Consider the following 24,495-nt stretch of genomic DNA (forward strand, 5'->3'; position numbering starts at 1 on the left):
CGCTCAGCGGATGCGCGGCAGCTCTTCCCACTGATGGAACGGCGGCGGCGAGGACAGCTGCCATTCCAACGTCGTCGCGCCCTGCCCCCAGGGGTTGGCACCAGCGAGGCGCTTCTTCGCGAAGGCTTCCCAGACGATGTAGAGGAACAGAAGAACCGAAACGCCCGAGATGTAGGATCCCATCGATGACACGAAGTTCCAGCCAGCGAAGGCGTCCGGGTAGTCCGCATAGCGGCGCGGCATGCCGGCGGCGCCGAGGAAATGCTGCGGGAAGAACACGAGGTTCACGCCCACGAACATGACCCAGAAATGCAGCTTGCCGAGCGTCTCGTTGTACATGTAGCCGCTCATCTTCGGGAACCAGTAGTACCAGCCGGCGAAGATCGCGAAGACGGCGCCGAGCGACAGCACGTAGTGGAAGTGGGCGACGACATAGTAGGTGTCGTGCAGCACCCGGTCCATGCCGGCGTTGGCGAGCTTGACGCCGGTCACGCCACCGACCGTGAACAGGAAGATGAAGCCGATCGACCAGAGCATCGGCGTCGTGAAGCGGAGCGAGCCGCCCCACATCGTCGCGATCCAGGAGAAGATCTTGATGCCGGTCGGCACCGCGATCACCATCGTGGCGAACACGAAGTAGCGCTGCGTGTTGAGCGACAGGCCCGTCGTATACATGTGGTGCGCCCACACCACAAAGCCGACCACGCCGATCGCGACCATGGCATAGGCCATGCCGAGATAACCGAACACCGGCTTGCGCGAGAAGGTCGAGATGATGTGCGAGACGATGCCGAAGGCCGGCAGGATCATGATGTAGACTTCGGGGTGGCCGAAGAACCAGAACAGATGCTGGTAGAGGATCGGATCGCCGCCGCCTTCCGGCGCGAAGAATGTCGTGCCGAAGTTGCGGTCGGTCAGCACCATCGTGATGGCACCGGCCAGAACCGGCAGCGATAGGAGCAGCAGGAAGGCCGTCACCAGCTGCGACCAGGCGAAGAGCGGCATCTTGTGCAGCGTCATGCCGGGAGCGCGCATGTTGAGGATGGTGGTGATCATGTTGATCGCGCCGAGGATCGACGAGGCGCCGGACAGGTGCAGTGCGAAGATCGCGAGATCCACCGCAGGTCCCGGATGGCCGGCCGTCGAGAGCGGCGGATACAGGGTCCAGCCGGTGCCTGCGCCGTTGGCGCCCGGCGCGCCTTCCACGAACATAGACAGGATGAGCAGGAGCAGCGAGGGCGGCAGGAGCCAGAAGGCGATGTTGTTGACGCGCGGAAACGCGGTATCGGGCGCGCCGATCATGATCGGCACGAAGTAGTTGCCGAAGCCGCCGATCAGGGCGGGCATGACCATGAAGAACACCATCACCAGACCGTGCGCGGTGGTGAAGACGTTGAAGATCTGCGGGTTGCCGAAGATCTGAAGGCCCGGCTCCTGCAACTCCGCACGGATCGCGACCGAAAGGCTGCCGCCGATCAGGCCCGCGACGATCGCGAAGATGAGGTAGAGGATCCCGATGTCCTTGTGGTTGGTCGAATTGACCCAGCGAACCCAACCGGTCGGATGATGCGGGTGCGCGTCGTGTGAAGCTGCGTGAGCCATGGGTATGTTCCCTGCGAGGGGTTCAGCGCTGGGCGACGACCGAGCTCGCAGCGGCGATCTCGGCGGTCAGCTGGGTATTGGCGTTGTCGAGGTTCTCGCGCGCAGCGGTCTGCCAAGTGGCGAACTGCTCCTGGCTGACGACGCGCACCGCGATCGGCATGTTGTAGTGATCGCGCCCGCACAGCTCGGAGCACTGGCCGTAGAAGATGCCTTCGCGCGTCGCCTCGAACCAGTATTCGTTGATGCGCCCGGGCACGGCATCGACCTTCACACCCAGCGAAGGCATCGCAAAGGAATGGATCACGTCGCCGCCCGTCGACAGAAGGCGGATCACGGTGTTCACGGGAACGACCATCTCGTTGTCGACCGCCAGGAGGCGGGGATAGACGCCCCGATCTTCCTTGTTGGCAGCTGCGCGCGCGTCGTCCGTGATCGGATAGGACAGGAAGGACAAAGGCTCGGCGGCAGGCTCGGCCGGGTTCGCAGCCGTTCCGGCGGCGGCCGAACCTGCGGCGGCGACAGCCTGCTCCGGCTGGTACTCGTAGCCCCAGTACCACTGGTAGCCGGTCGCCTTCACCGTCAGCTCCGGCTCGCGCGGCGGATTGTACTGAGCGGTAAGAAGCTGGAAGGACGGGATCGCGAGGCACAGAAGAATCAAAACGGGCGCCAGCGTCCAGATGATCTCGATCACCGTGTTGTGGCTGGTGCGCGAGGGCACCGGATTGCGCGCTTCGCGGTAGCGGATCGCGACCCAGGCGAGAAGCGCGGCCACGAGAATGACGACCGGCACCAGGAACCAGAGCGTATAGGCGCTGAACCAGTGGATCTGCTCTTCGATGGGAGAGAGCGCTTCCTGGAGGTTGATCTGCCAGGGATGCGGCTGGCCCGGATGCAACGCCTCCTGCGCGGTTGCCACCACGGACGAGCCGGTCAGCACCGCGGCTGCAAGGGCTGTTCTCTTCACGAATGCTCTCCCTCGTGCAAAGGGTATAAACCCTCAGTCCGGGACCGTATCACAGGATCGGATCGTGGCGCTTCGGCCGCAAAATCGAATGCCGCTAATGTGCAGGTACCTCGCTGCGCTTCAACCACGAAACGGCCTTCTTCGCAACAAGTGGGCGACATGCGCGCTTGCGACATAGTGCGATTGTTGCCGGCCGCGCGCACCCGTCCCGCCGGTCGCGCGCAGCGGGCTCGACGCCGCATCCGCCGATGCGTTAACCTCCGCCGCGTCAGCCGGGACGTGAAGCGCCCGCCCGATCCCATGGAAAGAGTCTATGAAGTCAGCACCCCTCGCGGCTCTTGCAGCCTTCGCCGCCCTCCTGCCCTCGGCGGCCGACGCGCAGACCGGGACGGTCAAATCTCAGCACGGCGCCTGGGCGGTCGTCTGCGACCAGCCGGCGGGCGCGGCGGGCGAGCAGTGCGCGCTTCTTCAGAACGTCGTCGCGGAGGACCGGCCGGAGGTTGGACTTTCGGTTCTGGCGCTCAAGACGGCCGACGGCAAGGCGCGGATTCTGCGGGTGCTCGCCCCGCTCGGCATCCTTCTGCCCAACGGGCTCGGTCTCTACGTGGACGGCAAGGACATCGGCCGCGCCCAGTTCGTGCGTTGCTTCGAGGACGGCTGCTATGCCGAGGTGATTCTGGAAGATACGCTGCGCGAGACGCTGTCCACCGGCACCTCCGCCACGTTCATCGTCTTCCAGACGCCCGAAGAGGGAATTGGCATTCCGGTCGACCTCAAGGGTTTCCGCGAGGGGTTCGACGCCCTCCCCTGATCGCCCCCCTCCCCTCTCGGCGTGACAGAGCTCGTGCGAGCCCCTATCTCAGCGCGAAGCCCATGGCATAGCGGAGCGCGACGATGACCTCTTCCCTGATCGAACTGTTCGACCTGTCCCGGGCGGAGATCGAGGGGGTCGTGTCGCAGACCCTGGCAGGCGCCGACGACGGGGAACTCTTCCTCGAATATCGCGAACACGAATCGCTCCTGTTCGACAACGGGCGGCTGAAGGCAGGCGATTTTTCAACCGATCGCGGATTCGGCCTTCGTTGCGTAGCGGGTGAGGCGATCGGCTTTGCCCATGCCGGCGATCTTTCGGGCGCGGCGCTCAAGCGAGCGGCCGATTCGGTTGTCGCCGTTCGATCGGGACATTCCGGCACGGTGGCGCAGGCGCCGCGCGGAACCAACCGCCAGTTCTATTCCGCCGAGAACCCGATTCCGTCCCCCTCCTTCGAGGAGAAGGTTCGCCTTCTCACGCGTATCGACGAATACCTGCGCTCTAAGGACGACGCGGTCCGCCAGGTCAGCGTGTCGCTCGCTTCGCAATGGCAGGTGGTGGAGATTCTGAGGGCCGACGGACAACTCGTGCGTGATGTCCGGCCTATGGTGCGGCTCAATGTTTCGGTGGTCGCCGGAAGCGGCGATCGGCAGGAAACGGGCAGCCATGGCGCGGGCGGCCGATACGCGTTTGACCCGCTGATCGCCACCGAAGGGTGGCAGGGTATCGCGGACGAGGCGCTGCGCCAGGCACGCCTCAACCTCGAAGCCGTGCCGGCCCCCGCGGGGACGTTCGACGTTGTGCTTGGGTCCGGCTGGCCGGGTGTGATGCTGCACGAGGCGGTGGGGCACGGGCTCGAGGGCGACTACAACCGGAAAAAGACCTCGGCCTTTTCCGGGCTCCTCGGCAGCCAAGTGGCCGCGCGAGGCGTCACGGTCGTCGACGACGGTACGATCTCGGAGCGGCGCGGCTCGATCTCGGTGGACGACGAGGGAACGCCGACCAACCGCACCGTCCTGATCGAGGACGGCAAGCTCGTGAACTACATGCAGGATCGGCAGAACGCCCGCCTGATGGGCATGGAGCCGACCGGCAACGGTCGGCGTCAGTCTTACGCCTATGCGCCGATGCCGCGCATGACCAACACGATGATGCTGAACGGCCCCCATACGCCGGACGAGATCATCGCCTCGGTGACGGACGGGATCTACGCCGTTTCCTTCGGCGGCGGGCAAGTGGACATCACCTCGGGCAAGTTCGTGTTCGGCTGCACCGAGGCCTATCGCATCAGGGACGGCCGGGTCGCCGAACCGGTCAAGGGTGCGATGCTCATCGGCAACGGACCGGACGCGATGCACCGCGTCTCCATGGTCGGCAACGACACCTCGCTCGACCGGGGCATCGGCAATTGCGGCAAGGCCGGACAGTGGGTGCCGGTCGGCGTCGGCCAGCCCCACCTGCGCATGGACCAGATCACGGTCGGCGGAACGGAGACCTGATCCCGCCGAGCCGTGTTCAGGGATACAGGCGCTGGATGTCCCAACCAGCGCCACCCGGCGGACGCGTGAAGCGGAATCGGTCGTGCAGGCGGAACTCGCCGTCCTGCCAGAACTCGATTTCCGTTGGCATGATGCGAAAGCCCGACCAGTGGGGCGGACGCGGAACGGCCTCCCCGAAGCGCGCTTCCACATCGGCAACGCGCTCTTCCAGAACAGAGCGGCTTTCCAGCGGCCGGCTCTGGTCCGATGCCCAGGCCCCGATTCGGCTGCCGTGTGGACGACCCTCGAAATAGGCGTCCGCCTCCGCCTCCGTCACGACCTCCACTGAGCCGCGCGCTCGGAACTGGCGCCGCCGGCTCTTCCAATGCATGCAAAGTGCAGCCTTGCGCTGACCGAGGATCTCCTCCCCTTTCCGGCTTTGGAAATTGGTGTAGAAGACGAGACCCCGCTCGTCGTATCCTTTCAGGAGGACCATCCGGACATCGGGAAGCCCATCTTCGTCGACACTGGCGACAGCCATCGCGGTCGGGTCGTTGATCTCGGTTTCCTCGGCTTCGCGAAGCCAGATCGCCAGCGCCTCGTAGGGGTCTTCCGGCAGACCGCCTTCACCGAACATTAAGGTCGAATTGTTCATTCTTGGGTCCAATTTGCGAATGATGGTCCACCGGTTCCTACGTCAGGCCGCGCCGGTGGCAAAGACCGAGAGTTCGATGCTCGCAGGCACGCCCTTTCTCCTTCTTGCCATCGCGGCCGCCTGCCTGTCCGGCTGCACCGTGATCAACGGCAGCGCGTTGGAGGAAGTTGCGGTCGACAAGAGCCTGACGACGGCCTCCATTCCGCGAACCGACCCGGCGGTCGCCGCCGAAACCCTGTCCGACAGCCGCACCGTGCGCAACGCGGTATCGGCCGCCCGTCTGGAAGGCGACGAATCGGCCCCGCTCGCCTGGGCGAACTCCGACACGGGTGCGACGGGGACGATCACCGCAATCCGTGAGACCAAGGCGGGCGATCAGATCTGCCGCACGTTCACGACATCCCGCCAGCGGTTCGACGGGATCGTCCTTTATGCGGGCGAGGCTTGCACCAAGGGTCAGGGGGAATGGACCTTGACGCGGTTTTCCGAGGGGCGCTGATGCGCGCACGACCGGGCACGGCTTCAATTTCGCCCCAGGCCTCGCCATATGGACATTCGTCGCTTGTCTTGACGGCGATTCCCGATGCCTTAAGCGGGAGATCTTGAGCTCGACCACCAGGAAACAAAGCCCGTATGCGTGACCCCTACACCGTTCTCGGCGTGGCCAAGACCGCCAGCGAGGCGGAGATCAAGTCCGCCTTCCGCAAGCTGGCCAAGAAGTATCACCCGGACGCGACGGGCGAGGATCCGACGGCAAGAACGCGCTTCAACGAGGCCAACCAAGCCTACGAGATCCTCGGCGACAAGGACAAGCGCGCGCAGTTCGATCGCGGCGAGATCGACGGCGAAGGCAAGCCGAAATTCCAGGGCTTCTCGGGATACGCTTCCGGCGGCAACCCGTTCGGCGAATCGGCAGGCGGCTCGGCCGGCTTCGACTTCCGGAGCGGCGGCGGCGATTTCTCGGGCTCCGAAAGCACGTTCAGCGACTTCTTCGAACAGGCGTTCGGTGGCCGGCGCAACGCACGCTCCGGGTTCACGGCGGCGCGCAACACGCCCTCCAAGGGCGACGACATCAACGCCACGCTGAAGGTTCGGCTCGAAGACGTCGTGTCCGACGAAAAGGTCGAGGCGATCTTTCCGAACGGCAAGCGTCTGGCCATCCGCCTGCCGGAAGGCGTCGAGGACGGTCAGGTGATCCGCCTGCGCGGTCAGGGCCAGCCGGCGGTGTTCAACGGCGGACCGGCGGGCGATGCGCTCGTCACCATCTCGTTCGCGGACCATCCCCGCTTCATCGTCGAGGATCGGGATCTTCTCCTCGATCAGGCGGTGGATCTCGAAACCGCTGTGCTCGGCGGGCGGATCACCATCGAGACGCTGGACGGGCGCGTCGCCACCAAAATTTTGCCCTGGACGAACTCCGGTCGCACCCTGAGGTTGAAGGGCAAGGGGCTGACGCGCAAGGATGGCGCGCGCGGCGATATCCTCGTCACGCTCGCCATCGCATTGCCGGCGGAGCCCGATGCCGAACTCGTCGCGCTTCTTCAAACGCGCCGCGACGCTGCGGGCTGACAGGCTCCGGCTAAGCACAAAAGGTTCGGCAACCTTGCTGGCGGTAAGCGGCTATGCCATACCGCCGGCCCTACGGCAGTTTGCGAAACGAGTGGAAGGAGTTCGACCATGGTGGATTCGGTCGGCCTGATGAAGGGCAAGCGGGGCCTCATCCTGGGCGTCGCCAACAACCGGTCCATCGCGTTCGGAATCGCCAAGGCCCTCGCCGCGCAAGGGGCGGAAATCGCGCTGACCTACCAGGGTGATGCCCTGCGCAAGCGCGTCGAGCCACTGGCGGCCGAACTCGGCGCCTTCGTGTGCGGCCATTGCGACGTGGGCGATGCCGCCTCGATCGACGCCTGCTTCGCCGCGATCGAGGAGAAGTGGGGCAAGCTCGACTTCCTCGTTCACGCCATCGGCTTTTCCGACAAGGACGAGCTGACCGGGCGCTACGTGGATACCAGCCAGGCCAATTTCACCAACACGATGCTGATCTCCGTCTACTCCTTCACGGCTGTCGCCCAGCGCGCCGAGAAGCTGATGACGGACGGCGGCTCGATGCTGACGCTGACCTACTACGGCGCCGAGAAGGTCATGCCGAACTACAACGTCATGGGCGTCGCCAAGGCCGCGCTGGAGGCAAGCGTCAAGTATCTGGCGGTCGATCTCGGCCCGAAGAACATCCGTGTCAACGCGATCTCCGCCGGGCCGATCAAGACGCTCGCGGCGTCCGGCATCGGCGACTTCCGCTATATCCTCAAGTGGAACGAGTACAACGCGCCGCTCCGCCGCACGGTGACGATCGAGGAAGTCGGCGACGTCGGCCTCTACCTCCTGTCCGATCTTTCGCGCTCGGTCACCGGCGAGGTGCATCACGCCGATTCCGGCTATCACGTCGTCGGCATGAAGGCGGTGGACGCGCCGGACATTTCCGTCGTCAAGGACTGATCCGGCCCACCGCATGTCCCCTCTTCCGCTGATCTACCTTTGCCGGCACGGGCAGACCGACTGGAACGCCGCCGGGCGCCTTCAGGGGCAAAGCGACATTCCGTTGAACCGGGTCGGGCTTGCGCAGGCCAAGCGCAACGGTCGGTATCTTCGCAATGTGCTGGGCGCCGGAGCGGATGGGTTCCGCTTCGTGTCCAGCCCGATGCAGCGCGCGGCGGATACGATGCGCATCATCCGGCAGGAGATCGGCCTCGATCCCGAGGGCTTCGAAGCGGACGAGCGCTTGAAGGAAATCCATTTCGGCGATTGGCAGGGCTTCACCGTCCGCCAGCTTCGCGAGCGCTCGCCGACCGAAGCGGACGCGCGCGAACGGGACAAGTGGAACTTCCGCCCCCCCGGCGTCGGTGCCGAAACCTACGCCAGCCTCGCCGAGCGCGTCGCGCCCGTGTTCCGCGAGTTGACGACGCCGGCCGTCGTGGTGGCCCATGGCGGCATCACGCGCACCTTTCTGCAGGTGTTCGGCGGATACACGCCGCACGACGCCTCGCATATCGACATTCCGCAGGATCGTATCCTGCGTATCCAGGACGGCGTGATCGCCTGGGTCTAGGCCGGCTGGCCGACGAGCTCGTAGACGACGACGGCCTGCATGCCCGGCCTGACGACGCCGTAGTCGAAGTCCGCCGGCAGGAGATAAGTGCTACCGTCCGCGAGACGCATCGACGCGTCTTCCGGGTCGATCTCTTCGATCATCCCGTCGGCTTCCCTGGCGAGAGCCGGGTAGCTCGCCGAAACGGACAGGAACGAGCAGGCGAAGAAAGCGACGACGCGTCTTGTCATGAGGTCTCGTCCGGAAGGCTCGAGCGAACGGCACGACCCGTCAGTCCGTCGAGTCGCCGGAGCCGAGGTTCTCGAACGATTATGGTTTTTTCGAGCGCCGGGGCGCTTGCCCGGTTGTCGATTTCATCGCATCACCCGAAGCAGCGTGATCGGCGTCTCCCCGCTCACACCGGATCGGAAATCTCGGCATGTCGCACAACAGTTTCGGCCATCTCTTCCGCGTCACCACCTGGGGCGAAAGCCATGGGCCGGCGATCGGCTGCGTCGTGGACGGCACGCCGCCGGGCCTTCGCTTTTCGGAGGCCGAACTCCAACGCTGGCTGGACGAGCGCCGGCCCGGCCAGTCGCGATATACGACGCAACGCCAGGAGCCCGATCAGGTCCGCGTTCTGTCCGGCACCATGCCGGGCGAGGCGGAGGGGGAACTGATCGCCACCGGAACGCCGATCGCCCTCGAAATCCAGAACGTCGACCAGCGCTCCAAGGACTATTCCGAGATCGCCCGGCGCTACCGGCCCGGCCACGCCGACATCGCCTACGACACAAAATACGGCATCCGCGACTATCGCGGCGGGGGACGCTCGTCGGCGCGCGAAACCGCGACGCGCGTGGCGGCCGGCGGCATCGCCCGGCTCGTCGTGCCGGGCATGACGGTACGCGGCGCGCTGGTCCAGATCGGCGACATCGCGATCGATCGCGCCCGTTTCGACTGGGACGAGACCCGGCGCAACCCGTTCTTCTGCCCGGACGCCGGGACGGTGGACCGCTGGGCCGAGCTTCTCGACGCGGTTCGCAAGCGCGGCTCCTCCATCGGAGCCGTGGTCGAGATCGTGGCCGAAGGCGTTCCCGCCGGTCTCGGCGCCCCGCTCTACGGCAAGCTCGACGCCGATATCGCCGCCGGCCTGATGTCGATCAACGCGGTCAAGGGCGTCGAGATCGGCGACGGCTTCGAGAGCGCCCGGCTGTCGGGCGAGGAGAATGCCGACGAGATCCGCATCGGCGTGGATGGGCAGCCCCAATACCTCTCGAATCATGCCGGCGGCGTTCTCGGCGGCATTGCGACCGGCCAGCCGATCGTCGCGCGCTTCGCGGTGAAGCCGACCTCCTCCATCCTCACGCCCCGCCGCTCGATCGACGCGGACGGACACGAGGTCGAGGTGATGACCAAGGGGCGCCACGACCCGTGCGTCGGCATTCGCGCGGTGCCGATCGGCGAAGCCATGGTCGCCTGCGCCATCGCGGATCACTTTCTCCGGCATCGTGGCCAGACCGGTCGTTGAACCGGCGGCGCTCGCGCCGCGTTGAAGTCCTGTCCGTTCCCATCTCCTTCGGAGACGTAGCCGCCCCATGACGCGTCTCTACAACCACCCGATCTTCGCCGAACACCTGACCGGACCCGGCCACCCCGAGCGACCCGAGCGCATGGCGGCCGTCGCTGCGGCGCTGGAGGCCGAGCCCTTCCAGGATCTCGATCGCGCCCTGGCGCCCGAAGGCCAGTTGGAGGCGATCTATCGCTGCCATTCGGTGGGGCACGTCGCCAAGATCGCCCGCGCCACGCCGACGGAAGGCCTCGTGCGCATCGACGGCGACACGGTGATCAGCCCGAAGAGCTTTACCGCCGCGCTGCATGGGGTCGGCGCCGCCTGCGCGGGCGTCGACGATGTCGTGTCCGGCGAGGCGGCAAACGTCTTCGTCGCCGCACGTCCCCCCGGCCACCACGCCGAGCGGGAAACCGCCATGGGCTTCTGCCTGTTCAATCAGGCGGCCGTCGCTGCGCGGCATGCGCAGGCCGTTCATGGGCTGGAGCGCGTCGCGATCGTGGACTGGGATGTCCACCACGGAAACGGGACGCAGGACATCTTCTGGTCCGATCCGTCGGTTCTCTACGTTTCGACGCACCAATGGCCGCTGTATCCAGGCACGGGCGCGCCGGAGGAGACCGGCGCCGGCAACATCGTCAACGTCCCCTTGCGCGAAGGCGACGGCACGGACGAGTTTCGCGAGGCCTTCTCCGCCAAGGTTATGCCGGCGCTTCATGCCTTCGCGCCGGACCTCGTCATCATTTCCGCCGGATTCGACGCTCACCATCGCGATCCGCTGGCCGGCCTCAATCTGATCGAGGCGGATTTCGACTGGGCCACCGGACAACTCCTGGAGGTCGCGGGGCGCTTTGCCGGAAATCGACTCGTCAGCATCCTGGAAGGCGGATACGACCTGAAGGGTTTGCAGCAGTCGGTCGCGGCCCATGTTCAAAGGCTGATGATCGGCTGATTTCCACCAGACAAGGTTCGTCTATGTCCGATACCACCGCCACCATTCCCGCCGATGACGGCGACATTCGCCGCATGAGCTTCGAGGAAGCGCTGGCGGCCTTGGAGCGAATTGTCTCCGATCTCGAACGCGGCGATGTGCCGCTGGAGCATTCGATCCGCATCTACGAGCGGGGCGAGAAGTTGAAGTCCCACTGCGACCGCCTCCTGTCCGCCGCCGAGGACAAGGTCGAGAAGATCAAGCTCTCGCGCGCCGGCAAGCCGACCGACGTCGAGCCGCTCGATCCCGCCTGACGCGAGGCCAAGCCTCAAGGCCTCGAAGGGCCGCGCGGTGGACAACTCGGCTTGAAACCGGTCTAAGAAACACGACCTTCAGAGCATGCGATGCTCGCCCGCCTGCGCCGCATCAGGAGATGCTCTTGTCCCAACCTCTGTCCACGCCGCTTCTGGATGAAATCGCCTCGCCCGAGGATCTTCGTCGCCTGCCGGAAGCCAAGCTGAAACAGGTGGCCGACGAGCTTCGCCAGGATCTGATCGATGCCGTGTCGAAGACGGGCGGCCATCTTGGCGCCGGTCTCGGGGTGGTGGAACTGACGGTGGCCCTCCACGCCGTGTTCGATACGCCGCGCGACCGGTTGATCTGGGACGTCGGGCATCAGGCCTATCCGCACAAGCTTCTGACCGGACGGCGCGAGGCGATGCGCACGGTGCGTCAGGAAGGCGGCCTGTCGGGCTTCGCGAAGCGGACGGAGAGCGAATACGACCCCTTCGGCGCGGGCCACTCGTCCACCTCGATCTCGGCCGGTCTCGGCATGGCCGTCGCCAGCGATCTCGAAGGACGTCGCAACCATGTGGTGGCGGTGATCGGCGACGGGGCGATCAGCGCCGGCATGGCCTACGAGGCGATGAACAACGCGGGGGGGCTCGACGCGCGCCTCATCGTCATCCTCAACGACAACGACATGTCGATCGCCCCGCCGACGGGCGCGATGAGCGCCTATCTCGCCCGCCTCGTGTCCGGCAAGACCTACAGGACGCTGCGCAACCGCGCCAAGGCGGTCACCAACAAACTGCCCGAATTTGTGCGCGAAGGCGCGCGCAAGACGGAGGAGTACACGCGCGGCTTCTTCACCGGCGGTACGCTCTTCGAGGAGCTCGGCTTCTACTATGTCGGCCCGATCGACGGGCACGATCTCGATCACCTTCTGCCCGTCCTGAAGAACGTTCGCGACACCGGCCACGGGCCGGTGCTGGTTCACGTCGTCACCAAGAAGGGCAAGGGATACCCGCCGGCGGAAGCCAGCGCCGACAAGTATCACGGCGTCTCCAAGTTCGACGTGGTGACCGGCACGCAGTCGAAGCCGAAGGCGAACGCGCCGAGCTACACGCGGATCTTCGCCGAAACGCTCGTGCAGGAAGCGCATGACGACGAGCGGATCGTGGCGATCAACGCTGCCATGCCCGACGGCACGGGGCTCGATCTTTTCGGTGAAGCCTTCCCGAAGCGCACCTTCGACGTCGGCATCGCCGAACAGCACGCCGTCACCTTCGCGGCAGGCCTTGCCACGGAAGGCTTCAAGCCCTTCGTCGCGATCTACTCGACCTTCCTGCAGCGCGCCTACGACCAGATCGTCCACGACGTGGCGATCCAGCACCTGCCCGTGCGCTTTGCGATCGACCGCGCCGGCTTCGTTGGCGCCGACGGGCCGACCCATGCCGGCTCGTTCGACACCGGCTTCCTGTGCCCTCTGCCTGGCATGGTCGTCATGGCGGCGGCCGACGAGGCCGAGCTTCGGCACATGGTGCGAACCGCCGCGCTCTACGACGACGGCCCGATCTCCTTCCGCTACCCGCGTGGCAACGGCACGGGTGTCGATCTGCCGGCGCGCGGCGAGGCGCTGGAGATCGGCAAGGGACGCATCGTGAGGGAAGGCGGCAAGGTCGCTATCCTGTCCTTCGGCTCGCGCCTCACTGATGCGGTCGCGGCGGCGGAAGAGTTGGAGGGCTTCGGCCTGTCCACCACCGTGGCCGATGCTCGCTTCGCCAAACCGCTCGACACCGACCTCATCCGTCGGCTGGCGCAGAACCACGAGGTTCTCGTGCTTCTCGAAGAGGGCGCGTCCGGCGGCTTCGCGGCGCAGGTGCTGGAGCATCTCGCCCGCCATGGCCTTCTCGACCACGGCCTCAAGGTTCGCCCGCTGACCATGCCGGACCGCTTCGTCGAGCATGCGGCACCAGAGGTTATGATCAAGTCGGCCGGTCTCGATCGGACCGCGATCGTGGAAACCGTCTTCCGCGCGCTCGGGGATCGGGCACAGCGGGTTCTGCGGGCTTGAGCCACACCGTCCGTCGATGAGCGCCGCGCGTCCGCGATTGGATATCCTTCTTGCCGACCGAGGCCTTCTGGAATCGCGAGCTCGGGCGCGCGATGCGATCCTGCGCGGCTGCGTGCGCGTCGATGGCGTGGCCGCGACGAAGCCCGGCCAGCCGACCGACCCCGCCGCACGGATCGAGATCGAGGACGCGGCGTCGACTTACGTCTCGCGCGCGGCGCTCAAGCTGATCGCCGGGCTCGATGCGTTCGAGATCGACTGCCGGGACCGCCAAGCGCTCGATGTCGGTGCATCCACAGGCGGGTTCACGCAGGTGCTCTTGGAGCGCGGCGCAGCGTCGGTGGTGTCGCTGGATGTGGGCCATGACCAGCTGCACCCGTCGCTGCGCGCCGACCCGCGTGTGCGCAACATCGAGGGCTTGAATGCGCGAGCGCTGACGGAAGCCGATCTCGCGGGCGCCGCAATCGATCTCGTGGTTTCCGACGTCAGCTTCATCTCGCTCAAGCTTGCGTTGCCTCCCGCGCTGACGCTGGCCCAAGCCGAGTCGCATGCCGTTCTCCTGGTGAAGCCCCAGTTCGAGGCCGGCCGTGAGGCGATCGGGAAGGGCGGCCTTCTGCGCGATCCGGCCATCGGCCCCGATATCGCCGACGACCTGTCGCGCTGGTTTGGGTCACAGCCCGGCTGGCACAGCCTCGGCTGGCATCCATCCCCGATCAAAGGCGGAGACGGGAACGTCGAATTCCTGCTTGCGGGCCGAAAGACATGACCGAAACACTGCAGATCCGAGCGCTCGGCGCCAAGGGCGACGGCATCGCGCAGTCCGGCGGCGGACCCGTGTTCGTTCCCTTCTCGCTGCCGGGGGAGATCGTCGATGTCGAGCGCGAGGGGCAGCGCGCGCGGATCGTCGCGATCGAAACGCCTTCGCCGGAGCGGCGCGAGCCGCCCTGCCCGCATTTCGGGCGCTGCGGCGGCTGCGAACTGCAGCATGCCAGCGAGCCGTTCTATGCGAGCTTCAAGCGCGATCTCGTGGTCGAGGCGTTCCGCCGCGAAGGGTTGGAGCCGTCGATCGGCGAGGTGATCGCCTGCCCGCCGAAATCGCGCCGGCGGGCCGTGTTCACCGCCGTGCGTGCCGGTCCGCGTATCCTGTTCGGCTATCACGAAGCGCTGAGCCACCGGGTCGTCCCGATCAAGACGTGCCTCGTGGTCGTGCCGGAGATCGCCTCACGTCTTCGCCGCTTCGAGGCGCTGGCCGAGATCCTGATCGATCGAAGCCGAGAGCTTCGGCTTACGGTGACGCGGACCGAGAGCGGCTTCGACATCGCGGCCGAACAGACCGCCAAGATCACCCCCGCCCTGCGCCAGTCCGCGATAGCCTGGGCGGACGGGGCGGTGGCGCGACTGTCGGTCGATGGGGAAACGCTGATCGAGAACCGGGCGCCGCGGATCGACGCCGGGTCGATCTCCGTTCCATTTCCGCCCGGCGCCTTCCTGCAGGCCGTGGCATCGGCCGAAGACGCAATGGCGCGGCTGGCTCTGCCGCATTTTGACAGCCGGGGTCCGGTCGCGGATTTGTTCTGTGGCTTTGGCGCCTTCTCGCTGCGGCTGGCGGAGCGGCGGAGCGTCCATGCGGTGGAATTCGACGCGGGCGCACTCGCCGCGCTTGATGCGGCCAAGCGCGGGGTACCGGGCCTCAAGCCGATCACGGCCGAACGCCGCGATCTTTTCCGTCGCCCTTTGACGGCCAAGGAGCTTTCCAGGTTCGATGGCGTCCTGTTCGACCCGCCGCGCGCCGGGGCCGAAGCGCAGGCCGGGGAACTCGCGCAGTCCAGCGTCCGCCGCGTTGCCGCGGTATCGTGCAACCCGACGACGCTGGCGCGTGACGCCCGCATTCTGATCGAGGGCGGCTATGCGGTGCGTTCGGTGACGCCCGTCGACCAGTTTCTATGGTCGCACCATGTCGAAGCGGTCGCCCTGTTCGAGCGGTAGAGGCGGCGATGCTGGAAACGATCACGGGCTTCCTGCAGCAATACGGCTACGGCATCATCTTCCTGTCGATCTTCCTGGAATCGACCGGCCTTCCCTTCCCCGGCGAAAGCATCCTGATCGCGGCCGGCATCATGGCCGGGCATGGTCAGCTCAACGTTTGGGGCGTGTTTCTCTGCTCCTGGGCGGGGGGAACGCTCGGCGACAATCTCGGCTACTGGCTGGGTCACCGCTACGGCCGTCGCTTCGTATCGCGCTACGGCCATCGTTTCGGGCTGACGGAAGAGAAGTATCGATATGTCGAGGCGCGCTTCCGGCGCGTCGGCCCCCCAATCGTGTTAATTGCGCGCTTCATCCTGATCCTGCGTCAGGTCTGCGGCTTCGCGGCAGGAACGCTTCGCTTCCCGTGGTGGTGGTTTCTTTTCTACAACGCCGCCGGGGCCGCCCTTTGGTCTGGAGCCTACGGGTTCGGCTCGTACATCCTTGGCGAGCGAATCAACACCTATCTGCACGGCAGCCCTCGGGCCTATGTCGCGATCGCCGTCGTGTTCCTGACCCTGACGACGCTGACGATCCTCGGGTTTCGCCGCCGTGTGAAGGCGGCCGCGCAAGGTGCCGACGACCCGCTCAACCCTTCCGCATGAAAGCGGCAAAGGCCGCCTGAGCTTCGCCCGAATGCAGGCGCTCGAGAAAATGTCGGGCTTCCAGTTCGATGCGCGATACCACCTCTGCCGGCTCTGCGCGCAGCAACTGGCGCGACAGGCGGACTGCCTCGCGGGGTTTGGCGGCAAGGCGCCTCGCGGCTTCCGTCGCGCCGGCCTCCGCGTCCTCCACGACATGCGAGACGATACCGAACTCGCGAGCCGTTACCGCATCCAGCGGCTCGCCCATCACCAGAAGCTGAAACGTCCGCTTGTGTCCCATCAGTCGGGGCGCCAGCAGGCTGGAAGCGGCTTCCGGCACCAGGCCGAGATCGACGAACGGCGTGCGAAACACCGATCGCGGCGTTGCGAACGCCAGATCGCAATGGAGAAGAAGCGTCGTGCCGATGCCGATCGCCAACCCGTCCACCCCGGCGAGAAGCGGCTTGCCGGCTTCGGCGAGCGCATGGAGGAAGGCTTCGAGCTCCGCCATGGACGCGTCACCCTTCGCGAAGGCGGCGAAGTCGGCGATGTCGTTGCCCGACGAGAAGGCGCCCGGCACGCCGAGAAACACGATGGCGCCGACCGAGGCGTCCCCCTCGCCGGCCCGCAGCGCATCGGCGAGCGCCGCGTACATCGCGCGGTCGAGCGCGTTCTTCTTGTCCGGTCGGTCGATCCGAATCGTGAGAACGCCGTGCTCGATGCTCGTGCGGATATGTTGGCTCATCGAACCCCTCCTTCTCAGTCGAGGGCCTGACGCGCCGATTCGAGGCTGTCCCCGCCATCGCGGATCTCGGCGGCGAGTGCGTGAACCTCCTGCAGAAGCCCATTCGCCATGTAGCGTGCCAGCGCGACCCGGGCGGCGTCGCCCTCGTTTGCCAGCGCACCCTTCACCAGATAGCAATTGCCGGCGGTCAGCGCGAACAAGCGCTGATACGCGGTAGCGCCGGCGAGTGCGCGATCGGTCTCACCACCTCGTACCCATTCCAGAAGCTGACGTGTCGCTTCGCGCAGGGCCCCCAGCGCTTCGCGCAGTCGCTCTGCGGTATCGGCGAAACCGGGTCGGTTGCTGGCGGACAGTGCTTCCGCGATCGCCTCGAGTTCGGCGATATAGGCCTCGACCGTTCTCCCCTCGGATAGCGGGAGCTTGCGCGTGACGAGGTCGATCGCCTGGATGCCGTTGGTGCCTTCGTAGATCGGGGCAATGCGCGCGTCGCGCAGGAGACGCGCCGCGCCCGTTTCCTCGACGAAACCCATACCGCCATGCACCTGAATGCCGAGCGAGGCGACCTCGACGCCGACATCGGTCGGAAACGACTTGGCGAGCGGCGTCAGAAGGCTGGCGCGCTCCGACCAGAAGCGCTTCTCGTCCGCACCCTCCACGACCTTCGCCATATCCAGCGCATGTCCGCAGGAATAGGCGATCGCGCGGGCCGACGAGACCAAGGATTTCATAGTCAGCAGCATGCGGGCGACGTCCGCATGCTCGACGATGGGCGCCATTTCGACGCTCTGTCCCGTCTTCGAGCGCCCTTGCCGGCGCTCGCGGGCGAAATCCAGCGCCTTCTGAAAAGCCGCCTGCGCGACGCCGAGACCCTGGATGCCGACATAGATGCGCGCCGAGTTCATCATCGTGAACATGCAGGCGAGGCCGCGATTCTCTTCCCCGATCAGCCAGCCGACTGCGCCGGCCTCGTCCATTTCACCCACCCCGTCGCCGAACACCATGGTGCAGGTCGGCGAAGCATGGATGCCGAGCTTGTGCTCGATCGAATGGCAGAACACGTCGTTGCGGGCTCCGAGCGTCCCATCCGGCGCAACGAGGCGCTTGGGAACCAGGAACAGCGAAATGCCCTTCACTCCCGCCGGCGCGTCCGGAAGGCGCGCCAGAACGAGATGGACGATGTTGTCAGTCAGATCGTGCTCGCCATAGGTGATGAAGATCTTCGAGCCGAACAGGCGGTAGGTTCCGTCGTCCCGCCGCTCCGCCCGAGTGCGCAGGGAGGAAAGGTCGGAGCCCGCCTGCGGCTCGGTAAGGTTCATCGTCCCCATCCACTCGCCGGAAACGAGCTTGTCGAGATAGAGGGCGCGAAGCTCGGGCGTCCCGTGCGTTTCCAGCGCCTCGACCGCGCCGAGCGTCAGGGTCGGCCCGATGCCGAAGGCCATGGACGCGCCGTTCCACATCTCGTAGACGGCTGCCGACAGCGCGGTCGGTAGGCCTTGGCCACCATGCGCGACCGGCCCGGTCAGCCCGTTCCACCCGCCCTCGACCCAGCGGTGATAAAGATCGCGCCAGCCGTCCGGCATCGTGACGCGACCGTCCCGCCACGCGGCCCCCTGCCGATCGCCCGTTTGAGCCAAGGGCGCGACTTCCGCGTCGGCGAAGCGCCCGGCTTCGGAGAGGATCGCGTCCAGAAGGTCCGCCGTCAGTTCGCCGCCGAGCCCGTCGTGGATCGCGGCTTCCAGACCAGCGACATGCTTCAGCGTGAAGCTGATTTCCTCGACAGGCGCCCGGTACATGTCCTCACCTCCACGACCATTCCAATACTGACGTCGAAGCTATCGTCATTTGACGTTTACGTCAAAGATGGCTCATAGCCGATCCCATCCCGGATCAGGCCGGAAGCGGGCGCCATGCGTCATCTCCAGCTCGCGCAGCTTGGAAAGGATATCGTCGATGCCGCGATCGCGCGCATAGCGCATCGGACCGCCCCGGAAGGGCGCGAAGCCGGTGCCGAACACCATGGCACCATCGGCGAGATCCTCGCTCTCGATCACCCCTTCGCGCAGGCAGGCGACCACGGTGTTGAGCATCGGCAGGATCAGGCGGTCCACGAGATCGGGGTCGTCGGCGGACTTGTCGGGCAGCGCGTCGAGATGGACCTTCTTGGGCTTGCCCTCGGCGTCGTAGTCGTAGAGCCCGCCGCCGGTCTTGCGGCCGAGCCGCCCTTCGCGAACCATCTGATGCAACCAGCCCGGCATTTCGGGAAGCGGCATGCCGACCCGCTCGGCCAGCGTCTGCGCCACCTCGACTGCGATGTCGAGACCGACCTGATCGGCCAGTTCGATCGGGCCCATCGGCATGCCGAACGCTTCCGCCCGCGCGTCGATCCGCTCCTTCGGAACGCCTTCGCCGGCCAGGAGGATGGCCTCGGCGATGTAAGGAGTGAGCGCGCGGTTCACGAGAAAGCCCGCCGAGGGGCGAACGGGTGCCGGAAGACGATTGAGTTCCACGACGAAATTCGTCGCCCGCCTCAACATGTCCGGCGCGAGAGCGTCGTGCTTCACGACCTCGATCAGCTGCATGCGCGAAACCGGGTTGAAGAAATGGATGCCGACGAGGCGCGAGGGGTCGGCAAGGCCCTGCGCCAGATCGGGCAACGGAAGCGCCGACGTATTGGTAGCCAGGATCGCGCCCGGCTTCATCCGCGCTTCCGCCTTGCGCAGGATCGACTGCTTCAACTCCAGCCTTTCGGGCGCCGCCTCGATGACGAGATCCGCGCCCGCCATGCCGGCGCCCGCTGGATCGGGCACGAGCCTGTCCAGCGCATCGCGGACCTTTAGCGGATCCTTGAGCGTGCCTTCCAGCATCTTGGCGGCCTTGCGCAGCGCTTCGCCGATCGGCCGGTTGTCGATATCCGACAGGGATACGCGAAAACCTTCCCGCGCAGCCCAGGCCGCGATATCGCCGCCCATGGCGCCCGCCCCGATGACGTGGACGCGCTTGATGCCGGACGCCCCGTCCTTCTGCGCCCGCATGGCCTCCCGCAGGAAGAAGACGCGAACGAGGTTCTGCGCCGTTGGGGTTTCCACCAACGAGGCGAAGCTTTCGAGCTCCGCGCGGCGCAGGCGCTCTTCGCTGCCGCCATGCTGCTCCCAAAGATCGATCAGCTGGAACGGCGCGGGATAGTGCGCCGGGTCCGCCTTCTTTCGAGCTTCCGCGCGCATCCGCCGGGCCGCGATGCTGCGAGCGGGCTTCAAGGCGAAGGCCCTGGCAGGCAACGAACGGTCCGGCCGGTGCAGCTCGCCGCCCGTCGCCGCGCGCACGGCGTTGACGACGTGCCGCTCTTCCACGACCGCGTCCACCAGCCCGATCTTGCGCGCCCGGCGAGCGGGCATGTTGCGCCCGGTGAGCATCATCGTCATCGCTTCGATCGGATCGGCCACCTTTAGCGAACGGAACGTGCCGCCGAGCCCCGGATGGAGGCCGAGCATGACCTCGGGAAAGCCGAGCGACGCGTTGGAAACTGCGAGACGAAAGCGGCAGGCCAGCGCGAGTTCGAGTCCAGCGCCCAGGCAGTGCCCGTGAACCACGGCGATCACCGGCATGCGGAGCGCCGCCAGGCGATCCAGCACACCGTGCCCGTCCGCCAGCATGGCCGAGATCTCGGTGGTCGAGGCACCGACGAACTGCGCGATATCGGCGCCCGCCGCGAAGCCGGACGGCTTGCCCGAGCGGATGACGACGCCCTTCGGCGGATGGGCCTCCGCCTCGTCGATCAACGTGTTCAGCTCTTCCAGAACGCTGCGGTCGATCGTGTTGACCGACTTGCCCGGCCGGTCCAGCACCCACCAGGCGACGCCATCCTCGTCGCGGCCCGAGCGCCAGTTTCCGGTCGGCTCCACGCCAGCGGCGGCGGAAAGCTCGAGCGCCCGGTCGGCCAGCGCATCCAGCATCGCGGCCTGCTCGCGGATGTCGGGCGCAGCCCGCTTGGCGCTACGGGGTTTGGTCTTGCGAACGGTGCTCATGCAGCCTCCAGAAGCAGCGCGCCACCCTGGCCGCCGCCGACGCACTGGCTGGCGATGCCGAACCGCGCGCCGCGCTTTCGCATGGCATGGGCGAGGTGAAGCGTGATGCGGTTGCCGCTGGTGCCGACCGGATGCCCGAGCGCGATGGCCCCGCCATCGACGTTCAGACGATCGGCTGCGATCTCCCCGACCGCCCCGTCGAAGCCGAGCACCTCCCGGCCGACCTTGTCGTCGGCCAGAGCCCGGACGCAGGCGAGAACCTGCGCGGCGAATGCCTCGTTGATCTCGAACAGCCCGATATCGGCGAGCGAAAGCTTGTGCGTTTTCAAGAGCTGCGCGATCGCCACCACGGGTCCGAGCCCCATGATGGATGGATCCAGCGCGCCCCAGCGCACATCCGCTATGCGCGCGAGCGGCTGAAGCCCGTGCCGCTTCACCGCCTCTTCCGAGGCGATCAGCGTCCAACTCGCCCCGTCGGTGATTTGCGACGAGTTGCCGGCCGTGACGTTGCCATAGGGCCGCTCGAACACTGGTTTGAGACCGCCTAGCGTTCGAGCGGTGGAATCAGGGCGCACCCCGTCGTCCCGCTCGAACACGTCGCCGCGCCGTGAGAACATCGGCACGACCTCTCCCTCCAGCGTACCGTCGCCCTGCGCGGCGGCGAGGCGTCGGTGGCTTTCGGCGGCATATTCATCCGCTTCGCGCCGCGTCACGCCGAAGAGGTGGCCGACCTTTTCGGCTGTCTGGCCCATGTTGAGATCGGTGATCGGATCGGTGAGACCTCGCTCCAGGCCGATGACCGGCTTCAGATAGCCGGGGCGAAGCCCGGAGATCGCCTTCAACCGATCACCCGTCGTGCGCGCGCCATTCAACCGCGCGAACCACTGCACGGCGTCGCTGCTCAGAACCAGCGGCGAATGGCTCAGCGCTTCCGCCCCGCCGGCCAGCGCGATCTCCGCGCGGCCATCGGCGACCGCACGCATCGCGTCGTCGATCGCCAGCATGCCGGAGCCGCAGTTGATCTGCACCGTATGCGCCGGCACCGTGTCGGACAGGCCGAGGCGGAGCGCGGCGACGCGCGCCGGGTTCATCTCGTCCGCCACGACGTTGACGCAGCCCAGAACCACGAGATCGATCAGATCGGCATCGAACGGCTGGCGCATCAGAAGCGGGCGACCGCACAGGACGGCGAGATCCACCGGCGTGAATGGCCCCGGCTTGCCGCGCGCCTTGATGAAGGGCGTGCGCGCGCCGTCGACGAGATAGACCGCGCGGCTCATTCCGCCGCCTCCGCGCGCGGCGCTTCGTTCGACGCTTTCTTGCGGTCGGGCCTGTGCTGGCTGGCGATGGGCGAGATGTCCTCCATCGGGAAACTGTCGACGGCGATGGCGCGATCGACGGCCGCGTCCATATCAGCCAATTGCTGGAACTCGGCTTCGGTGATCACGCCCTGCTCCAGCGCCTTCCTCGCATCGCGGACCTTCGCCTCGCGCATCCGCTTGGCGATCGGCGCAGCGTCGGTCACATGCGCGAATGCGCGCTCCAGAACCGCGATCGGATGGTCCTCGCGGCCCTCGCCGAGATAAAGGTTCGGGGTTAGCCGGTCGCGCTGCGAAGACGGACGCATCAGAATCTCGGCGACCTCGCGTACCAGCTCGTCGGCCGGCGGGCGCATCGGAATCCCTAGAGGAAACGCCACGATACGGGCGGCGATCGCCGCCCAGCGTGCCGGCAGGTTGGCGAAGATGCCGTGGAACGCCCGGCCCATCCGGTTGATGCCGCGTTGCATGACGAATTCGACGATCGGGCGATCGGCTTCCGGCCGCCCGTCCGTTTCGAACCGTTTCAGCGTGGCGCCGAGGAGATAAAGCTCCGACAGGATGTCTCCGAGCCGGGCCGACAGCATCTCGCGCCGCTTCAAACTGCCGCCGAGCGTCAGGAGTGCGAGGTCGGCCAGCAGCGCGAAGGCGGCGGAATAGCGCGAAAGCTGACGCCAGTGGCTGGTGAAGGCCGCACCGCGCGGGGCCGGGGCGGCAAGCCCACCGGTCCAGCCGAACAGGGCGGTGCGCAGAAGATTGGTGACGGAATGGCCGACATGGACCCAGAAGTGCCTGTCGAACTCGCGCAGGCCCTCGCGCTCGTCGGGGTTGGCGAGCGCGCGCATCTCGTTCAGCATGTAGGGGTGCGCGCGGATCGCGCCCTGCCCGAAGATCATCAGATTGCGCGTCAGGATGTTGGCGCCCTCGACCGTGATGCCGATCGGCACGGAGCGGTGCTGGGGGCCGAGCGCGTTCATCGGCCCGTCGATGATCGCCTTGCCACCTTGAATATCCATCGCATGCGCGATCGAGCGTCGCATGAGCTCGGTGGCGTTGGACTTCATGATGGCCGACACGACGGACGGACGATGCCCCTCGTCCAGCGCCGCGACCGTCAGCCGGCGCGCGGCGTCCACCTGATAGGCGTTGGCGGCCAGTTCCGCCATCGGCTCCTGGATGCCCTCGAACATGCCGATCGGCAGGTTGAACTGGGTGCGGACGCGCGCGTAAGCCCCGGTCATCCGCGCCGCCATTGCAGCGGCGGCGGCGGACTGCGAGGGAAGCGAGATCCCGCGCCCTGCCGCCAAAGCCTTCATCAGCATGGTCCACCCCTCGCCGATCTGCGTCTCGCCGCCGAGGATCCAGTCCATCGGAATGAAGACGTCCTCGCCGTGAAGCGGGCCGTTCTGGAAGAAGGTGAAGCCGGGAATATGCCGATCGCCGTGGCGAACGCCGGGGGTGGAGGTCGGGATCAGCGCGACGGTGATGCCAAGTTCCTCGCCGCGTCCGAGATGACCCTCCGGGTCGTAGAGCTTGAACGCCAGGCCCATGACGGTCGCCACGGGGGCAAGCGTGATGTAGCGCTTGGAGAAGTTGAGCCGAATGCCGAGAACGCGGGCTCCCTCGTGTTCGCCATATTCCACGACGCCGCGATCCGTCATTGCCGCCGCGTCCGACCCTGCGCGATCGGAGGTCAGGCCGAAGCAGGGGATCTCGCGCCCATCGGCGAGGCGCGGCAGCCAATGATCGCGCTGCGCCTGCGTGCCGAAATGCAGCATGAGTTCGCCCGGCCCAAGCGAGTTCGGCACCATTACCGTGACACCGGCCGCGACGCTGGCAGAGGACACCTTGCGCACCACTTCGGAATGCGCCGTGTTGGAGAAACCGAGACCGCCGTATTCCTTCGGAATGATCATCCCGAAGAACTTGCGGCTCTTCATGAAGTCCCAGACGTCCGGGGAAAGGTCGCGATCCTGCCAGACGATCCGCCATTCGTCGATCATCGAGCAGAGCTCGGCGACGGGACCATCCATGAACGCCTGCTCCTCGGCGGACAGGCTGGCCGGGGCCATGGCGAGGAGCTTTTCCCAGTCGGGCGCGCCGCTGAAAAGCTCGCCGTCCCACCAGACCGTGCCCGCGTCGATGGCCTTGCTCTCCGTTTCGGAGATCGGCGGCATCGCGGTCTTGGCCCATCGATAGATCGGACGGGTCAGGCGGTCCATGCGAAACGACATCGTCTTACCTCCCAAGACTTATGCGCGGCCGGTTGCCCCGCCGCGCTCGGTCATACGTCCCAGATATGACCGATTCCAAGCTTTGCCACACGCGCTCGCGGCGATGTCACCGGAGCCCCG

Annotated in this window: 22 protein-coding genes; 13 read left to right on the forward strand and 9 right to left on the reverse strand. The window is 66.5% G+C overall.

Annotation, left to right across the window (positions count from 1 at the left end; all coding sequences use genetic code 11):
* Positions 1–3: 3 nt before the first annotated feature.
* On the reverse strand, positions 4–1,602 hold the full coding sequence (gene ctaD / locus H7A85_RS04365) for a cytochrome c oxidase subunit I (protein WP_182084675.1): 1,599 nt from the start codon (positions 1,600–1,602) through the stop codon (positions 4–6).
* Between the two features lie 22 nt (positions 1,603–1,624).
* Complete coding sequence (coxB, locus tag H7A85_RS04370; protein WP_244630989.1) at positions 1,625–2,539, reverse strand: cytochrome c oxidase subunit II; 915 nt, start codon at positions 2,537–2,539, stop codon at positions 1,625–1,627.
* Between the two features lie 340 nt (positions 2,540–2,879).
* On the opposite strand from coxB, the gene H7A85_RS04375 reads away from it, so the two are divergent.
* On the forward strand, positions 2,880–3,377 hold the full coding sequence (locus tag H7A85_RS04375) for an invasion associated locus B family protein (RefSeq protein WP_182084677.1): 498 nt from the start codon (positions 2,880–2,882) through the stop codon (positions 3,375–3,377).
* A gap of 83 nt (positions 3,378–3,460) precedes the next feature.
* Positions 3,461–4,876: a metalloprotease TldD gene (gene tldD / locus H7A85_RS04380; protein WP_182084678.1), complete on the forward strand. Its 1,416-nt coding sequence runs from the start codon at positions 3,461–3,463 to the stop codon at positions 4,874–4,876.
* A gap of 16 nt (positions 4,877–4,892) precedes the next feature.
* Here tldD and pdxH read toward each other — a convergent pair whose 3' ends face one another.
* Positions 4,893–5,492 (reverse strand): pyridoxamine 5'-phosphate oxidase, encoded by a 600-nt coding sequence (gene pdxH / locus H7A85_RS04385; protein ID WP_244630991.1) that lies wholly within the window; start codon positions 5,490–5,492, stop codon positions 4,893–4,895.
* A 94-nt stretch (positions 5,493–5,586) separates the two neighbouring features.
* On the opposite strand from pdxH, the gene H7A85_RS04390 reads away from it, so the two are divergent.
* The 4 genes from H7A85_RS04390 (at position 5,587) to H7A85_RS04405 (ending at position 8,616) form a co-directional block, all read left to right on the forward strand.
* Positions 5,587–6,009 (forward strand): RT0821/Lpp0805 family surface protein, encoded by a 423-nt coding sequence (locus tag H7A85_RS04390; RefSeq protein ID WP_182084680.1) that lies wholly within the window; start codon positions 5,587–5,589, stop codon positions 6,007–6,009.
* A 134-nt stretch (positions 6,010–6,143) separates the two neighbouring features.
* Entirely contained in the window at positions 6,144–7,079 is a 936-nt protein-coding gene (locus H7A85_RS04395) for a DnaJ C-terminal domain-containing protein (protein ID WP_182084681.1), read from the forward strand.
* 108 nt (positions 7,080–7,187) lie between these two features.
* Positions 7,188–8,006 carry an enoyl-ACP reductase FabI gene (gene fabI, locus H7A85_RS04400; protein ID WP_182084682.1) on the forward strand — a complete coding sequence of 273 codons (819 nt, stop codon included), beginning with the start codon at positions 7,188–7,190 and terminating at the stop codon, positions 8,004–8,006.
* A 13-nt stretch (positions 8,007–8,019) separates the two neighbouring features.
* Positions 8,020–8,616, forward strand: coding sequence for a histidine phosphatase family protein (locus H7A85_RS04405; protein ID WP_182084683.1), 597 nt, complete (start codon positions 8,020–8,022; stop codon positions 8,614–8,616).
* Here the strand turns inward: H7A85_RS04405 and H7A85_RS04410 are convergent.
* Complete coding sequence (locus H7A85_RS04410) at positions 8,613–8,846, reverse strand: DUF1344 domain-containing protein (RefSeq protein ID WP_182084684.1); 234 nt, start codon at positions 8,844–8,846, stop codon at positions 8,613–8,615. The genes H7A85_RS04405 and H7A85_RS04410 overlap by 4 nt on opposite strands.
* Positions 8,847–9,034: 188 nt before the next feature.
* Here H7A85_RS04410 and aroC point away from each other — a divergent pair, with 188 nt between their 5' ends.
* The 7 genes from aroC to H7A85_RS04445 all read left to right on the forward strand — a co-directional run bounded on the left by aroC (position 9,035) and on the right by H7A85_RS04445 (position 16,076).
* Positions 9,035–10,126: a chorismate synthase gene (gene aroC / locus H7A85_RS04415; protein WP_182084685.1), complete on the forward strand. Its 1,092-nt coding sequence runs from the start codon at positions 9,035–9,037 to the stop codon at positions 10,124–10,126.
* Between the two features lie 67 nt (positions 10,127–10,193).
* Complete coding sequence (locus tag H7A85_RS04420; RefSeq protein ID WP_182084686.1) at positions 10,194–11,117, forward strand: histone deacetylase family protein; 924 nt, start codon at positions 10,194–10,196, stop codon at positions 11,115–11,117.
* A gap of 23 nt (positions 11,118–11,140) precedes the next feature.
* Positions 11,141–11,410: an exodeoxyribonuclease VII small subunit gene (locus tag H7A85_RS04425; protein ID WP_182084687.1), complete on the forward strand. Its 270-nt coding sequence runs from the start codon at positions 11,141–11,143 to the stop codon at positions 11,408–11,410.
* A gap of 125 nt (positions 11,411–11,535) precedes the next feature.
* Positions 11,536–13,452: a 1-deoxy-D-xylulose-5-phosphate synthase gene (gene dxs, locus H7A85_RS04430; RefSeq protein WP_182084688.1), complete on the forward strand. Its 1,917-nt coding sequence runs from the start codon at positions 11,536–11,538 to the stop codon at positions 13,450–13,452.
* A 16-nt stretch (positions 13,453–13,468) separates the two neighbouring features.
* A complete protein-coding gene (locus H7A85_RS04435; protein ID WP_182084689.1) occupies positions 13,469–14,215 on the forward strand; it encodes a TlyA family RNA methyltransferase in 747 nt (248 codons plus the stop codon).
* Positions 14,212–15,435, forward strand: coding sequence for a class I SAM-dependent RNA methyltransferase (locus H7A85_RS04440; RefSeq protein ID WP_182084690.1), 1,224 nt, complete (start codon positions 14,212–14,214; stop codon positions 15,433–15,435). Before H7A85_RS04435 ends, H7A85_RS04440 begins: the two co-directional genes overlap by 4 nt.
* Positions 15,436–15,443: 8 nt before the next feature.
* Positions 15,444–16,076 (forward strand): DedA family protein, encoded by a 633-nt coding sequence (locus H7A85_RS04445; RefSeq protein WP_182084691.1) that lies wholly within the window; start codon positions 15,444–15,446, stop codon positions 16,074–16,076.
* On the opposite strand, the gene H7A85_RS04450 is transcribed toward H7A85_RS04445, so the two are convergent.
* From H7A85_RS04450 to H7A85_RS04470, 5 genes are all read right to left on the reverse strand, one after another.
* Positions 16,060–16,800 (reverse strand): crotonase/enoyl-CoA hydratase family protein, encoded by a 741-nt coding sequence (locus tag H7A85_RS04450; RefSeq protein WP_182084692.1) that lies wholly within the window; start codon positions 16,798–16,800, stop codon positions 16,060–16,062. The genes H7A85_RS04445 and H7A85_RS04450 overlap by 17 nt on opposite strands.
* 14 nt (positions 16,801–16,814) lie before the next feature.
* On the reverse strand, positions 16,815–18,593 hold the full coding sequence (locus tag H7A85_RS04455; RefSeq protein ID WP_182084693.1) for an acyl-CoA dehydrogenase: 1,779 nt from the start codon (positions 18,591–18,593) through the stop codon (positions 16,815–16,817).
* A 72-nt stretch (positions 18,594–18,665) separates the two neighbouring features.
* Positions 18,666–20,750: a 3-hydroxyacyl-CoA dehydrogenase NAD-binding domain-containing protein gene (locus H7A85_RS04460; RefSeq protein ID WP_182085060.1), complete on the reverse strand. Its 2,085-nt coding sequence runs from the start codon at positions 20,748–20,750 to the stop codon at positions 18,666–18,668.
* Positions 20,751–20,818: 68 nt separating this feature from the next.
* Positions 20,819–22,102, reverse strand: a complete 1,284-nt coding sequence (locus H7A85_RS04465; protein ID WP_182084694.1) for an acetyl-CoA C-acetyltransferase — start codon at positions 22,100–22,102, stop codon at positions 20,819–20,821.
* Positions 22,099–24,375, reverse strand: a complete 2,277-nt coding sequence (locus H7A85_RS04470) for an acyl-CoA dehydrogenase (RefSeq protein ID WP_182084695.1) — start codon at positions 24,373–24,375, stop codon at positions 22,099–22,101. Before H7A85_RS04470 ends, H7A85_RS04465 begins: the two co-directional genes overlap by 4 nt.
* Positions 24,376–24,495 lie beyond the last annotated feature (120 nt).

Source organism: Aureimonas sp. ME7 (assembly GCF_903970965.1).
Classification (GTDB): Bacteria; Pseudomonadota; Alphaproteobacteria; order Rhizobiales; family Rhizobiaceae; genus Aureimonas.

Excerpts from the sequence above, each read along its gene's own strand:
- ctaD (WP_182084675.1), bottom strand. The coding sequence starts at position 1,602 with ATGGCTCACGCAGCTTCACACGACGCGCACCCGCATCATCCGACCGGT.
- H7A85_RS04375 (WP_182084677.1), top strand. The coding sequence starts at position 2,880 with ATGAAGTCAGCACCCCTCGCGGCTCTTGCAGCCTTCGCCGCCCTCCTG.
- tldD (WP_182084678.1), top strand. The coding sequence starts at position 3,461 with ATGACCTCTTCCCTGATCGAACTGTTCGACCTGTCCCGGGCGGAGATC.
- pdxH (WP_244630991.1), bottom strand. The coding sequence starts at position 5,492 with ATGTTCGGTGAAGGCGGTCTGCCGGAAGACCCCTACGAGGCGCTGGCG.
- H7A85_RS04390 (WP_182084680.1), top strand. The coding sequence starts at position 5,587 with ATGCTCGCAGGCACGCCCTTTCTCCTTCTTGCCATCGCGGCCGCCTGC.
- H7A85_RS04395 (WP_182084681.1), top strand. The coding sequence starts at position 6,144 with ATGCGTGACCCCTACACCGTTCTCGGCGTGGCCAAGACCGCCAGCGAG.
- fabI (WP_182084682.1), top strand. The coding sequence starts at position 7,188 with ATGGTGGATTCGGTCGGCCTGATGAAGGGCAAGCGGGGCCTCATCCTG.
- H7A85_RS04405 (WP_182084683.1), top strand. The coding sequence starts at position 8,020 with ATGTCCCCTCTTCCGCTGATCTACCTTTGCCGGCACGGGCAGACCGAC.
- H7A85_RS04410 (WP_182084684.1), bottom strand. The coding sequence starts at position 8,846 with ATGACAAGACGCGTCGTCGCTTTCTTCGCCTGCTCGTTCCTGTCCGTT.
- aroC (WP_182084685.1), top strand. The coding sequence starts at position 9,035 with ATGTCGCACAACAGTTTCGGCCATCTCTTCCGCGTCACCACCTGGGGC.
- H7A85_RS04420 (WP_182084686.1), top strand. The coding sequence starts at position 10,194 with ATGACGCGTCTCTACAACCACCCGATCTTCGCCGAACACCTGACCGGA.
- H7A85_RS04425 (WP_182084687.1), top strand. The coding sequence starts at position 11,141 with ATGTCCGATACCACCGCCACCATTCCCGCCGATGACGGCGACATTCGC.
- H7A85_RS04435 (WP_182084689.1), top strand. The coding sequence starts at position 13,469 with ATGAGCGCCGCGCGTCCGCGATTGGATATCCTTCTTGCCGACCGAGGC.
- H7A85_RS04440 (WP_182084690.1), top strand. The coding sequence starts at position 14,212 with ATGACCGAAACACTGCAGATCCGAGCGCTCGGCGCCAAGGGCGACGGC.
- H7A85_RS04445 (WP_182084691.1), top strand. The coding sequence starts at position 15,444 with ATGCTGGAAACGATCACGGGCTTCCTGCAGCAATACGGCTACGGCATC.
- H7A85_RS04450 (WP_182084692.1), bottom strand. The coding sequence starts at position 16,800 with ATGAGCCAACATATCCGCACGAGCATCGAGCACGGCGTTCTCACGATT.
- H7A85_RS04455 (WP_182084693.1), bottom strand. The coding sequence starts at position 18,593 with ATGTACCGGGCGCCTGTCGAGGAAATCAGCTTCACGCTGAAGCATGTC.
- H7A85_RS04460 (WP_182085060.1), bottom strand. The coding sequence starts at position 20,750 with ATGCTGGATGCGCTGGCCGACCGGGCGCTCGAGCTTTCCGCCGCCGCT.
- H7A85_RS04465 (WP_182084694.1), bottom strand. The coding sequence starts at position 22,102 with ATGAGCCGCGCGGTCTATCTCGTCGACGGCGCGCGCACGCCCTTCATC.
- H7A85_RS04470 (WP_182084695.1), bottom strand. The coding sequence starts at position 24,375 with ATGTCGTTTCGCATGGACCGCCTGACCCGTCCGATCTATCGATGGGCC.